Below are 13464 nucleotides of genomic sequence, written 5' to 3'. Positions count from 1 at the left end.
CTCAACCGCCTCGCCCCGCCCACGCCCACACCAGCCCCTGCCCCCCCTGCCCCTGCCTGTTCCCTTCCCATAGAACCTGTTCTATCTTGACGCCCCGTCAGGTACGGCGGTCGGCAGGGACACGGGACATGGAGGACGGGCAGTGGACTTCACCTTCACCGAGGAACAGCAGGCCGTGGTCGAGGCGGCGAAGGCGCTCTTCGCCGACGTCGTCCCGGACGGGGTGCCGAGCCCCGCTCTCACCCCGGGCGCCGTCGCCGAGGACTTCGACCGCGCCCTGTGGTCCCGGCTCGCCGACGCCGACCTGCTGGGCGTGCTCATCGCTTCCGAGCACGGCGGCGTGGGCCTGGACCCCATCGCCCTGTGCCTGGTCCTGCGCGAATCCGCCAAGGTGCTCGCGCGGGTCCCTCTCCTGGAGAGCAGCGCCGCCGCCTCGGCCGTACAGGCCCATGGCAGCGGCGAGTTGAAGCGGCGGGTCCTCCCCGCGGCTGCCCGTGGCGACCTCGTCCTGACGGTCGCCGCCAACGGCCGCACCGGGCACGACCCCGCCGAGTTGGCCGTCACCGCGCGGCGCGACGGCGACAACTGGGTTCTGGACGGGCTCCAGACGGGCGTGCCCTGGGCGCAGAACGCCGACCTCGTCGTCGTCCCCGCCCATACCCACGAAGGACACACCGTCCTCGCGCTCGTCCCCCGTGTCCACGAGGGGCTGGCCCTCGCGGAGCAGGTGTCCACCAGCGGTGAGCGTCTCGGCGAACTCCGCCTGGAAGCGGTCCGCATCGCCGCGTCGGACGTCATCGAGGCCGACGGCGCCTGGGACAGCCTGCGCGACCTGCTCGCCACCGGGACCTGTGCACTCGCCCTCGGCCTCGGCGAGGGCGTCCTTCGCATGACGAGCGAATACACCAGCAAGCGAGAGCAGTTCGGCCACCCCGTCGCCACGTTCCAGGCAGTGGCCGTCCAGGCAGCGGACCGCTACATCGATCTGCGCTCGATGGAGGTCACCCTCTGGCAGGCCGCCTGGCGCATCAGCACCGGAGCGGACGGCGCCCTGCCCGCGGCGGGAGACGTCGCGGTCGCCAAGATCTGGGCGTCGGACGGCGTACGAAGGGTGGTGCAGACCGCCCAGCATCTGCACGGCGGTTTCGGCGCCGACACCGACTACCCCCTGCACCGCTACCACGCCTGGGCCAAGCAGCTGGAGCTCTCCCTCGGCCCGGCGGCGGCACACGAGGAGGTACTGGGCGACCTACTGGCAGCCCACGCACTCCGCTGAGTGCCCCACCCGGCTGAGCGCCGAACGCTCCCGTCACGCACCCAACACGTGCACCACCGCATCAGACCGCACCCGGCCGCACCAGGACGCATCAGGCCGAGCCAGGCCGCCCGGCGCCGCCCTCGCCCGTGCTCAGACCACGGCGCCCGGCTGGCCCTTGGCGTCGACGACGGGCCGCCCCGCGGCCTGCCATGCCTCCATGCCACCCGCGACGTTCACCGCGTCGATGCCCTGCTGCCCGAGGTACATGGTGACCTGGGCGGAGCGCCCTCCGGACCGGCAGATGACGTTGACCTTGCCGTCCTGCGGCGCCGCCTCGGTCAACTCGCCGTACCGGGCCACGAATTCACTCATCGGAATGTGCAGCGCGCCCTCGGCGTGACCCGCCTGCCATTCCTCGTCCTCCCGGACGTCCAGCAGGAAGTCACCGCTCGTGAGCTCGTCGATGCCGACCGTGGGCACCTGAGATCCAAAAACCATGCCCCGACGCTACCCGACCGGCCCCACGCTCAGTCGCGCCGCACGGCCAGTCGCCGCCGCACGGTCAGTCGCGCAGTCGCTCCAGCTCCGCCTCACGCTCGGCGACCTGGGCGAGCAGCTGCTCGGCGATCTCGTCGAGGAGAGCGTCGGGGTCATCGGGCGCGAGACGCAGCATGCCGCCGATCGCGCCCTCCTCCAGCTCCTTGGCGAGGAGCGTGAGGAGCTCCTTGCGCTGGGCGAGCCATTCGAGCCTGGCGTACAGCTCCTCGCTGCGGGTCAGCCGCTGCTCCTCGGGGACGGGCCCCGCGGCCCACTCCTCGGACAGCTCCCGCAGCATCGCCTCGTCGCCACGGGCGTAGGCGGCGTTGACGCGCGTGATGAACTCCTCGCGCCGCTGCCGCTCGCCCTCCTCCTGCGCCAGGTCCGGATGCGCCTTGCGGGCCAGCTCGCGGTAGAGCTTGCGGGCCTCCTCGCCGGGGCGCACCCGCTGCGGCGGCCGCACGGACTGGTCGGTCAGCATGGCGGCGGCCTCGGGGTAGAGCCCCTCGCCGTCCATCCAGCCGTGGAACAGCTCCTCGACGCCGGGCATCGGCATCACCCGGGCCCGCGCCTCTTCCGCCCTGCGCCGGTCCTCGGGGTCACCGGTGCGGGCCGCGGTGGCCTCGGCGATCTGCGCGTCCAACTCGTCGAGGCGGGCGTACATGGGGCCGAGCTTCTGGTGGTGCAGGCGGGAGAAGTTCTCCACCTCCACACGGAAGGTCTCCAGCGCGATCTCGTACTCGATCAACGCCTGCTCGGCAGCGCGCACGGCCCTCTCGAGCCGCTCCTCGGGGCGCTCCGCGGCAGGACGCTCCTCAGCAGGCCGCTCCTCGGAGGAACCCTCCTGAGAGCGCGCCTCGGACCGCTCCTTGAGCCGCGCCTTCAGCTGCTCCTTGAGCCGCCCTTCGGTGCCCGGCCGCTGCGCTCCCTCTTGGGAATGGTCAGGAGTCTCGGGCTGCGTCGGGTCGGCTTCCGGGATCGTCACTCGTCCAGCCTAGGCCACCGGGCAACCCACCCATGAAGCCCGCGCCGCCCAGCCCCGGACGCTCCCCCTCACACCCCTGTCTCCGCTGCCATCCGCCCCTCCTTGACCGCCTTCACCAGCAGCGCGTGATCTGCCTCCGTACGGTCCGCGTACGCCGTCGCGAACCGTGCCATCGCCTCGTCCAGCTCGCCGCTCTTGCCGCAGTACCCCGCTATGAGGCGCGGGTCCGCGCTGTGTGCGTGCGCGCGGGCCAGCAGGGCGCCGGTCATCCGGCCGTAGTCGTCCAACTGGTCGGCGGCCAGCGCCGCCGGATCCACGCTGCCCTTGCGGTTCCTGAACTGCCGCACCTGGAAAGGCAGTCCGTCGACTGTCGTCCACCCGAGCAGGAAGTCGCTGACGACCTGCATCCGCTTCTGACCGAGCACCACCCGGTGTCCTTCGTGCAGGGTCTCGGGCGCCTTGAACCCCGCCACCGGCAGATGCGGCAGGAGCGCGGAGGGCCTCGCCTCCTTGACCTGCAGCACCAGCGGCTCGCCCCGGTGGTCCAGGAGCAGCACCACGTACGAGCGGAGTCCGACACTGCCCGTGCCGACGACGCGGAACGCCACGTCCTGGATCGCGTACCGCGCGAGCAGCGGCAGCCTGTCCTCGGTCAGCGTGCCCAGGTACTCCCCGAGGGCGGCCGCCACCGAGGCGGCCTCCGCGTCCGGCACGCGCCGCAGAACGGGCGGCGCGTCGACGAAGCGTCGCCCCTCGGAACCGTCCTCTCCCTCGACACGCTCCGTCGACTTCGCCGCGAAGCGGGCGCTCGTGTTCTGCCGCGCCTTCTCGGAGACCCGCTCCAGGGTGCCGAGGAGATCACGCGCGTCCGTGTGGGAGACGAGCTGCTCGTCCGCGATGGCGTTCCACGCGTCGAGCACCGGGAGCTTCGCGAGGAGACGCATGGTGCGGCGGTAGGCCCCGACGGCATCCAGCGCCGCCTCCTCGCAGGTGTCCTCGCTCGCGCCCGCCTCGCGCCCCGCGAGCACCAGGGAAGCGGCCAGCCTCTTGAGGTCCCACTCCCAGGGGCCGTGCACCGTCTCGTCGAAGTCGTTCAGGTCGATGACGAGGCCGCCCCGCGCGTCCCCGTACAACCCGAAATTCGCCGCGTGCGCGTCTCCGCATATCTGAGCGCCTATCCCCGACAGCGGAGTGCGTGCGAGGTCGTATGCCATGAGTCCCGCGGAACCCCGCAGGAACGCGAAGGGAGAGGCGGCCATCCTGCCGACCCGGATCGGCGCGAGCTCGGGGAGCCTGCTGCGGCTCGACTCCTCCACGGCGACCACGGGGTCCGGCCGCCCGCCGTCCACCGCGAACTCCGCGTGCGCGGAACGGGGCACCCGCCGCCGGAGCGCCTTGCCCTCGCCCTTGGGCGACCCTGGCGACCCCTGTGCCGGCCACTCGGCGAACCCCGGCACCCGCGGCAGCCTCCCGCCCCGCTGCCGAGGGATCTTTCCGTCGCTCTCCACCACGCCCATCGCCCCCGCCGGCTGTCCGCCAATCCCGGATTCGGCCTCGACCGTACCGCTGCTCGCCGAACGCCGTGAGGGCCTGTGGATAACTTCGGTGACATACATCACCGTGCCGCGAAAGAACACGCCCCGAGCGCGACACCCGCCTCAGAAGCACAAAAAGAAGCGGCCCCCTTCCGGACTTTCGTCCGGAGGAGGACCGCTTCCTCATGGTGCGCGAGGGGGGAGTTGAACCCCCACGCCCTTTCGGGCACTGGAACCTGAATCCAGCGCGTCTGCCTATTCCGCCACCCGCGCATGGGTGTTGTCTTTGGGTCTCTCACTGTGTGGTGCGAGCGCCTGCCGACATCCAGAAGATTAGCACGCTGCAGCGGGTGGATTCACATCTGTATGGGGCGGGCACCTGGCCCCAGAAGCTTCGCCCCGGCCCCGGCCGGGTCCCATCCGCCCCTAGGGCCGAGCCGGTCGCGCCCACCACCCCGGCCCCGACTTCACCCGCCCCGGCCGAGCTCGCCGGGGTCCACAGCCAGGTGCGGGACACTGGCTTTGGGCCCCCTCTACGATCCGTTGTAAAAGGAGGCTCGAGCAGACGTCCCGAGCAGCTGCCCGTACGGGTTTCCCGGGGCCACAGATCAGGGCTCCGTCAGGGGTCCTGCGAGGATCCATGGACGCTGGTGCGGGCATGTCTTGTGAGAGGCGACACTCGTCGACTGGGCGGACAGGGGGAACCAGCCGATTTCCCGGCGCGTGGATACGATCAGTAAGCAGTACCAGGATGACTACGACGGAGGAGGTGCCCCATGGGAGTCCTGAAGAAGTTCGAGCAGCGACTTGAAGGTCTGGTCAACGGCACCTTCGCCAAGGTGTTCAAGTCCGAGGTCCAGCCCGTCGAGATCGCAGGCGCGCTCCAGCGCGAGTGCGACAACAACGCGACGATCTGGAACCGCGAGCGGACCGTCGTCCCCAACGACTTCATCGTGGAGCTCAGCGCCCCCGACTTCGAGCGGCTGAGTCCGTACTCGGGCCAGCTCGGCGACGAGCTCTCCAGCATGGTGCGCGACTACGCGAAGCAGCAGCGGTACAGCTTCATGGGCCCCATCAAGGTCCACCTGGAGAAGGCCGAGGACCTCGACACCGGTCTGTACCGCGTGCGCAGCCGCACCCTCGCCTCCAGCAGCTCCCAGGCACCCGACCAGGCCCCCGCGGGCCCCGGTGGCCCGGCGGCCGCCGGTCGCGGCGCGGGCGCGGGCGGCGCCGGCGCCGGCGGTTATGGATACCCGCAGCCGCCTTCCGGGGCTCCCGGCGGCGCGCCTCCCATGCCCGCCGCACCACCGCCGGGCGCAGGCCGCCCCGGCGGGCAGTCCCCGGCTCCGAGCAGGCCCCAGGGCCCCGGCGCCGGACCGCTTCCGGGCGCCCAGGTGCGGCGCTGGATCGAGATCAACGGCAATCGCCATCAGATCTCCCGCCCGACGCTGGTGCTGGGCCGCAGCACCGACGCCGATGTGCGGATCGACGACCCCGGCGTATCCCGTCGGCACTGTGAGATCCGGACCGGAACGCCCTCGACGATCCAGGATCTCGGGTCTACCAACGGCATCGTGGTAGACGGGCAGCACACCACCCGCGCTACGCTCCGCGACGGCTCGCGGATCGTCGTGGGTCAAACCACCATCGTTTACCGGCAAGCCGAAGGGTGAAGCGGGGGCAATGTCAGAGCTGACCCTGACGGTCATGCGGCTAGGTTTCCTAGCTGTTCTGTGGCTGTTCGTGATCGTGGCCGTCCAGGTCATCCGCAGCGACCTGTTCGGAACGCGCGTCACACAGCGCGGTTCGCGGCGGGAGCGGCCGCAGCAGGCCGCCCGCCAACAGCAGGCCGCACCACCTCAGCCGCGCCAGCAGCAGAGCGGCGGAGGCCGCCAGCGACGCGGCGCTCCCAGCAAGCTCGTCGTCTCCGAGGGCATCCTCGCCGGGACGACCGTCGCGCTGCAGGGCCAGACCATCACGCTGGGCCGAGCGCACGACTCCACGATCGTGCTGGACGACGACTACGCCTCCAGCAGGCATGCCAGGATCTACCCGGACCGTGACGGCCAGTGGATCGTCGAGGATCTCGGGTCCACCAACGGCACGTATCTCGACCGGACCCGACTCACCACCCCGACGCCCGTTCCGCTGGGCGCGCCGATCCGCATCGGCAAGACCGTCATCGAGCTGCGGAAGTAGTACTACGTCATGACAGAGCGCGAGCGGAGCGAGCGAGCCGAAACGGCTGTCCAGGCACTGGACGCCGGCGCGCTCCCGACCGGAGGGTGGGCACCGTGCGGATGTACCCGGAGCCGACGGGCGAGGTGCGCATGAGTCTGTCTTTGCGCTTCGCCGCCGGATCGCACAAAGGCATGATCCGGGAGGGGAACGAGGACTCCGGTTACGCCGGCCCGCGTCTCCTCGCGATCGCCGACGGCATGGGGGGCCAGGCCGCGGGCGAGGTGGCGAGCTCGGAGGTCATCTCGACGCTCGTCACGCTCGACGACGACGTCCCGGGCTCTGACATCCTGACGTCGCTGGGCACCGCCGTGCAGCGGGCCAACGACCAGCTGCGCATGATGGTCGAGGAGGACCCCCAGCTCGAGGGCATGGGGACCACCCTGACCGCGCTCCTGTGGACGGGCCAGCGCCTCGGTCTCGTCCATGTCGGCGACTCGCGCGCGTACCTCCTGCGGGACGGCGTCCTCACGCAGATCACCCAGGACCACACGTGGGTGCAGCGCCTCGTCGACGAGGGCCGCATCACGGAGGAAGAGGCCACCACCCACCCGCAGAGGTCCCTCCTCATGCGCGCGCTGGGCAGCGGCGACCACGTGGAGCCGGATCTGTCGATCCGCGAAGTCCGCGCCGGCGACCGGTACTTGATCTGCTCGGACGGCCTCTCCGGAGTCGTGTCCCACCAGACCATGGAGGACACCCTCGCGTCCTACCAGGGCCCGCAGGAGACCGTGCAGGAGCTCATCCAGCTCGCGCTGCGCGGCGGCGGCCCCGACAACATCACGGTGATCGTCGCCGACGTCCTGGACATCGACAGCGGCGACACCCTCGCGGGCCAGCTGTCCGACACCCCCGTGGTGGTCGGCGCGGTCGCGGAGAACCAGCTCCAGTCGCAGGACGACGGCGCCATGCAGACGCCCGCGGGACGGGCCTCCGGGCTCGGCCGTCCGGTCCCGCCGCAGGCCCCGCACGGACAGGGTGGCGGCTTCGGCCCGCCCGGCAGCGGCGACACCACGGGATACGTCCCCGAGGGCAGCTTCGGGGCGTACGACGACGATGACTTCGTGAAGCCCGGCGGCGGCCGCAAGTGGCTCAAGAGATCGCTCTACGGAGTGCTCGCTCTCGCCGTCATCGGCGGCGGTCTCTACGGCGGCTACCGCTGGACGCAGACCCAGTACTACGTGGGCACGAAGGACGAGCACGTCGCGCTCTTCCGCGGCATCGACCAGGACCTGGCCTGGGTCAGCCTGTCGAAGGTCGAGAAGGACCACCCCGAAGTCGAACTCAAGTACCTGCCGCCGTACCAGCGCAAGCAGGTCGAGGGAACGATCCCCGAGGACAACCTCGACGACGCCAAGAGCAAGATCGAGGAGCTCGGCCTGCAGGCGTCCGCGTGCAAGAAGGACGCCGAGCGCCGCGAGGTCGAGCGCGAGAACAACGCCAAGACCGGTGAAGGCGAAGCGGGTGGCACGACCGGACTGCGCAAGGCGCCGACCCCGGACCCGACCACGCCCGGCCAGAACACCGAGAACAACAAGAACGACAAGAACAGCTCGACCGACAAGAACAAGTCCAAGACCGCACCGACTCCCACACCCGGCCCCAGCCTCTCCGAGGATGAGCAGAAGCTGGTCCCGCTGTGCGGTAAGCAGTAAGCAGCCGTTGGGGGCCTCTGCACGCCATGAGCAGTACTACACACACGTCGACGATCGGCGCGATCGGAGCGCCCAGCAGGCGCAACACCGAGCTCGCGCTGCTCGCGTTCGCGGTCGTCATTCCGCTGTTCGCCTACATGAACGTGGGCCTTGCCATCAGTGGCGAGCTGCCGTCCGGCATGCTCGGCTATGGCGTCGGCCTCGGGCTGCTCGCGGGAGTCGGCCATATTGTCGTACGCAAGTTCGCGGCGTACGCGGACCCGCTTCTCCTGCCGTTGGCCACGCTGCTGAACGGCCTCGGTCTCGTGGTCATCTGGCGGCTCGACCAGTCGGAGAAGCTGCAGGACCTCGCCAAGCTCCAGTTCGGAGCCTTCAGCCCCTACGCTCCAAAACAGCTCATGTACTCCGCGATCGGCATCGCCCTGTTCGTCGGAGTCCTGCTGTTGCTGAAGGATCACCGCATCCTGCAGCGCTACACGTACATCTCGATGGTCGGCTCCATCGTTCTGCTGCTCCTGCCGCTCGTACCCGGCATCGGCCAGAACATCAACGGCGCCAAGATCTGGATCCACATCGGCAGCTTCTCGATCCAGCCGGGCGAGTTCGCGAAGATCGTCATCGCGATCTTCTTCGCCGGCTATCTCATGGTGAAGCGTGATGCGCTGGCTCTGGCCAGCCGCCGCTTCATGGGTCTCTACCTGCCTCGTGGCCGTGACCTCGGCCCGATCATCGTCGTCTGGGCGATCTCGATCCTGATCCTGGTCTTCGAGACCGACCTCGGTACGTCGCTGCTGTTCTTCGGCATGTTCGTCGTGATGCTGTACGTCGCCACGGAGCGCACCAGCTGGATCGTCTTCGGTCTGCTGATGTCCGCGGTCGGCGCGGTCGGTGTGGCCACCTTCGAGCCGCACGTGCAGAAGCGTGTCGACGCGTGGCTGAACCCGTTCTCCGACGCCGTGATCGCCTCGACTGGCAGTGACCAGATCGCCCAGTCCCTGATGGCGTTCGGCTCCGGCGGCGTCCTCGGCACCGGCCTCGGCCAGGGCAACTCCGACCTCATCGGCTTCGCCGCCAACTCCGACTTCATCCTCGCCACCTACGGTGAGGAGCTCGGTCTGGCCGGGATCATGGCCGTCCTGCTGATCTACGGCCTGATCGTCGAGCGCGGCGTACGCACGGCACTCGCCGCCCGGGACCCGTTCGGCAAGCTCCTCGCGATCGGCCTCTCCGGCGCCTTCGCCATCCAGGTCTTCGTCGTCGCCGGCGGCGTCATGGGCCTGATCCCGCTGACGGGTATGACGATGCCCTTCCTGGCGTACGGCGGTTCCTCCGTCATCGCCAACTGGGCCCTGGTCGGCATCCTGATCCGGATCAGCGACACCGCCCGCCGCCCGGCCCCGGCCCCCGCCCCGAACCCCGACGCCGAAATGACCCAGGTGGTCCGACCGTGAACAAGCCCCTGCGCCGGATCGCGATCTTCTGCGGGCTGCTCGTCCTCGCCCTGCTCGCCCGGGACAACTGGCTCCAGTACGTCCAGGCGGACACGCTGGCCAAGCACGACAAGAACCGCCGCGTCACCATCGAGCGCTACTCCCAGCCGCGCGGCGACATCATCGTCGACGGCAAGCCCATCACCGGCTCCAAGGCCACCCCGGGCAGCGACCTGAAGTACAAGCGCACCTGGAAGAACGGGGAGATGTGGGCCCCCGTCACCGGTTACTCCTCGCAGCGCATCGGCGCCAGCCAGCTGGAGAACATCGACGACGGCATCCTCACCGGCAACGACGACCGGCTCTTCTTCCGCCGCACGCTCGACATGCTGACCGGCGAGAAGAAGGAGGGCGGCAATGTCGTCACGACCCTCAACTCCGCCGCGCAGAAGGCCGCGTACGAGGGCCTGAAGAGCAAGGGCAAGGGCGCCGTCGCCGCGATCGACCCGTCGACGGGCGCGATCCTGGCCCTGGCCTCCACGCCGTCGTACGACCCGGGTGACTTCGCCGGCAACACCAACGAAGAGGCCCAGAAGTTCCTTGACCTCGACAAGGACAAGGACAAGCCGCTGGTCAACCGCGCGCTGCGCGAGACCTACCCGCCCGGCTCCACCTTCAAGGTGGTCACGGCGGCGGCCGCCCTGGAGCACGGCCTCTACAACAACATCGACGAGAAGACGGACTCGCCGCTCCCGTGGACGATGCCGAACACCACCCAGCCGCTGAAGAATGAGGGCGACCTGCCCTGCAAGAACGCTTCGCTGCGTGAGGCGCTGCGGGTCTCCTGCAACACCGTCTTCGGCAAGATCGGCTCCGATCTCGGCAAGGACCAGATGCTGGAGACGGCGAAGAAGTTCGGCTTCAACGAGCAGCAGTTCGTGCCGGTCCGCTCCAACGCCTCCAACTTCCCCGAGGAGATGGACAAGCCGCAGACCGCGCTCTCCTCCATCGGCCAGTTCGAGACCGCCGCGACGCCCCTGCAGATGGCCATGGTCACCGCGGCGATCGCCAACGACGGCACGCTCATGGAGCCGTACATGGTCAGCGAGCTCCAGGCGCGCAATCTCGACGTCATCGAGAAGCACTCGCCCAAGGAGATGAGCGAGCCGCTCTCGAAGGAGAACGCCCAGAAGCTGCAGGAAATGATGGAGACGGTCGTCAAGACGGGAACCGGAACCAGGGCGCAGATCCCCGGCGTCACCATCGGAGGCAAGACGGGTACGGCGCAGCACGGCGTCGCGAACAGCGAGAACCCGTACGCCTGGTTCATCTCGTACGCGAAGACGGACTCCGGTTCGCCGGTGGCCGTCGCCGTGGTGGTCGAGGACAGCGACGCCGACCGGGGCGACATCTCCGGTGGCGGGCTCGCGGCGCCCATCGCCAAGGACGTGATGAAGGCAGTCATCGAAAGCAAGAAGTGACCCCCGTCACGGCCCCTCCACATCGGTGCACGTTGCGGTACCGGTCCGGTATCGGGTGACGGTCGCGGCCGGGTCACGCAAGTGGAGCCGGGTACCGTATGCCCGGACAGCACACCGCCGGACCACACAACGGTGCGGTCGGGACCGACGGAGAGGGCTGGAATAGCTATGGAAGAGCCGCGTCGCCTCGGCGGCCGGTACGAGCTGGGCCAGGTGCTCGGCCGCGGCGGGATGGCGGAGGTCTACCTCGCGCACGACACCCGTCTCGGTCGCACCGTGGCGGTGAAGACGCTGCGCGTGGACCTCGCCCGCGACCCGTCGTTCCAGGCCCGGTTCCGCCGTGAGGCCCAGTCGGCCGCCTCGCTGAACCACCCGGCGATCGTCGCGGTCTACGACACCGGCGAGGACTACGTGGACGGGGTCTCCATCCCGTACATCGTGATGGAGTACGTCGACGGTTCCACACTGCGCGAGCTGCTGCACTCCGGCCGCAAGCTGCTGCCGGAGCGGGCCATGGAGATGACGATCGGCATCCTCCAGGCCCTGGAGTACTCGCACCGCAACGGCATCGTGCACCGCGACATCAAGCCCGCGAACGTCATGCTGACGCGCAACGGCCAGGTCAAGGTCATGGACTTCGGCATCGCCCGCGCCATGGGCGACTCCGGCATGACGATGACGCAGACCTCCGCGGTCATCGGCACGGCGCAGTACCTCTCGCCGGAGCAGGCCAAGGGCGAGCAGGTCGACGCCCGCTCGGACCTCTACTCCACCGGCTGCCTCCTCTACGAGCTGCTCACCGTCCGGCCGCCCTTCGTGGGCGACTCCCCGGTCGCGGTGGCCTATCAGCACGTGCGCGAGGAGCCGCAGGCCCCCAGCGTCTTCGACAACGAGATCACGCCCGAGATGGACGCGATCGTCCTCAAGGCGCTCACGAAGGACCCTGACTACCGCTACCAGTCGGCCGACGACATGCGCGCCGACATCGAGGCCTGCCTCGACGGCCAGCCCGTCGCGGCGACGGCGGCCATGGGCGCGGTCGGCTACGGCGGTACCGACGGCTACGGAGCCGACCAGCAGACCGCGATGCTCCGCCCGCAGAACGGCGGAGGCCAGACGTCCATGCTCCCGCCGGTCAACCCGGACGACGGGGGCTACGGCTACGACGAGGGCCGCGGCCGCCGCCAGAAGAAGAACAACACGTCGACGTGGCTGCTCGTCATCGCGGGCATCCTGGTCCTGGTGGGCGCGATCCTCATCGGGAAGTACACCTTCGGCGGGGACGGCGGGGGCGACAGCACGATCTCGGCCCCGAAGCTCGTCGGCGAGTCCGAGGCCGAGGCCAAGAGGTCGGCCACGAACGTCGGCCTGAAGTTTGAGGTCGGTGAGCGCAAGGCGTGCGCGAAGTACCCGAAGGGTGACGTCTGCTCCCAGGACCCCGGGGTGAACGCCGACGTCAAGAAGGGCGACACCATCACGGTGACGGTCTCGACGGGCACGCCGAAGATCATGGTCCCTGACGTGCAGGGCCTCAGCTACGAAGAGGCCGAGAAGCTGCTCAACGACAAGGGCTTCACGAACGTCAAGAGGACGTCGGAGGAGTCCGACAGGACCCCCGGCAAGGTCATCAGCCAGGACCCGGCGGGCGACACGAAGGCGGAGAAGAGCGAGACCATCACGCTCACCGTCGCCAAGGAGAAGAAGCAGGAGACCGTCCCTGACGTCGTCGGCCTCGATTACGAAGCCGCCGCGAAGCGGATCACGGACAGCGGCTTCACTCCCGCCCGCCAGGACGTCGCCAGCGAGGACGTCGACGAGGGCAAGGTCATCAAGACCACGCCGACCGCCGGCACGCCCACCGACCCCGGCTCCACGGTCAACGTCCAGGTGGCCAAGGAAGCCGAGGAGGCCACCACCGTGCCGCCCCTCACCGGCCAGAAGCTGAAGGACGCCCGGAAGGCCATCGAGGACGCGGGTCTGTCGGTCGGCACCATCACAGGGCCGCAGGACGACGACGCCCTCGTGGTCCTGTCCACGCCGAACGCCGGTCAGGAGGCGGAGCCCGGCACCGCGGTCAACCTGACCACCGCGGGCGGCGGCGGAGACAACGGCAACAACGGTGGCGGCGGGAACGGCGGATTCGGCGGCATCATCGGCGGCATGGCCAACCGCGACGACCGCGACCACCACGGCAACCGGGACGACCCCTGGCGGGACTGATTCCCGAGTGACCCACACGCAGAAGCCCCGGTACCGCTCAGCGGTACCGGGGCTTCTGCGTGGTGGCTTCGGCGTGAGTGCTTCGGCGTGTGGCCTCGGCGTGTGGCCTCGGCGTGTGGCTTCGG

At 69.6% G+C, this 13464-nt stretch carries 10 protein-coding genes and 1 tRNA gene; 7 read left to right on the top strand and 4 right to left on the bottom strand.

Annotated features, from left to right (window positions below; all coding sequences use genetic code 11):
- The first annotated feature begins 142 nt into the window (after nucleotides 1-142).
- On the top strand, nucleotides 143-1276 hold the full coding sequence (locus tag AB0N81_RS24855; protein WP_365361874.1) for an acyl-CoA dehydrogenase family protein: 1134 nt from the start codon (nucleotides 143-145) through the stop codon (nucleotides 1274-1276).
- A 132-nt stretch (nucleotides 1277-1408) separates the two neighbouring features.
- On the opposite strand, the gene AB0N81_RS24850 is transcribed toward AB0N81_RS24855, so the two are convergent.
- The 4 genes from AB0N81_RS24850 to AB0N81_RS24835 all read right to left on the bottom strand — a co-directional run bounded on the left by AB0N81_RS24850 (nucleotide 1409) and on the right by AB0N81_RS24835 (nucleotide 4588).
- Nucleotides 1409-1756 (bottom strand): rhodanese-like domain-containing protein, encoded by a 348-nt coding sequence (locus tag AB0N81_RS24850; RefSeq protein WP_365361872.1) that lies wholly within the window; start codon nucleotides 1754-1756, stop codon nucleotides 1409-1411.
- Nucleotides 1757-1820: 64 nt separating this feature from the next.
- Entirely contained in the window at nucleotides 1821-2564 is a 744-nt protein-coding gene (locus tag AB0N81_RS24845) for a hypothetical protein (RefSeq protein ID WP_365362074.1), read from the bottom strand.
- Between the two features lie 284 nt (nucleotides 2565-2848).
- Complete coding sequence (locus AB0N81_RS24840) at nucleotides 2849-4297, bottom strand: DUF2252 domain-containing protein (RefSeq protein WP_365361870.1); 1449 nt, start codon at nucleotides 4295-4297, stop codon at nucleotides 2849-2851.
- Nucleotides 4298-4501: 204 nt separating this feature from the next.
- Nucleotides 4502-4588, bottom strand: a tRNA-Leu gene (locus tag AB0N81_RS24835).
- 503 nt (nucleotides 4589-5091) lie between these two features.
- Here AB0N81_RS24835 and AB0N81_RS24830 point away from each other — a divergent pair.
- From AB0N81_RS24830 to pknB, 6 genes are all read left to right on the top strand, one after another.
- The gene (locus AB0N81_RS24830) at nucleotides 5092-5988 is read left to right on the top strand and encodes a DUF3662 and FHA domain-containing protein (protein ID WP_365361868.1); all 897 of its coding nucleotides are present in this window, start codon (nucleotides 5092-5094) and stop codon (nucleotides 5986-5988) included.
- A 10-nt stretch (nucleotides 5989-5998) separates the two neighbouring features.
- Complete coding sequence (locus AB0N81_RS24825) at nucleotides 5999-6514, top strand: FHA domain-containing protein (protein ID WP_365361866.1); 516 nt, start codon at nucleotides 5999-6001, stop codon at nucleotides 6512-6514.
- Between the two features lie 131 nt (nucleotides 6515-6645).
- Entirely contained in the window at nucleotides 6646-8208 is a 1563-nt protein-coding gene (locus AB0N81_RS24820) for a Stp1/IreP family PP2C-type Ser/Thr phosphatase (protein WP_365361864.1), read from the top strand.
- A gap of 26 nt (nucleotides 8209-8234) precedes the next feature.
- On the top strand, nucleotides 8235-9659 hold the full coding sequence (locus AB0N81_RS24815) for an FtsW/RodA/SpoVE family cell cycle protein (protein WP_365361862.1): 1425 nt from the start codon (nucleotides 8235-8237) through the stop codon (nucleotides 9657-9659).
- Nucleotides 9656-11119, top strand: coding sequence for a penicillin-binding protein 2 (locus AB0N81_RS24810; RefSeq protein ID WP_365361860.1), 1464 nt, complete (start codon nucleotides 9656-9658; stop codon nucleotides 11117-11119). Before AB0N81_RS24815 ends, AB0N81_RS24810 begins: the two co-directional genes overlap by 4 nt.
- A 168-nt stretch (nucleotides 11120-11287) precedes the next feature.
- Nucleotides 11288-13339, top strand: a complete 2052-nt coding sequence (gene pknB, locus AB0N81_RS24805) for a Stk1 family PASTA domain-containing Ser/Thr kinase (protein ID WP_365361858.1) — start codon at nucleotides 11288-11290, stop codon at nucleotides 13337-13339.
- Nucleotides 13340-13464 lie beyond the last annotated feature (125 nt).

Origin of the sequence: Streptomyces sp. NPDC093510 (genome assembly GCF_040683555.1) — a bacterium.
Classification (GTDB): Bacteria; Actinomycetota; Actinomycetes; order Streptomycetales; family Streptomycetaceae; genus Streptomyces.
The sequence above is the reverse complement of the archived record's forward strand: the minus strand, read 5'-3'. Positions and strand labels throughout refer to the sequence as shown.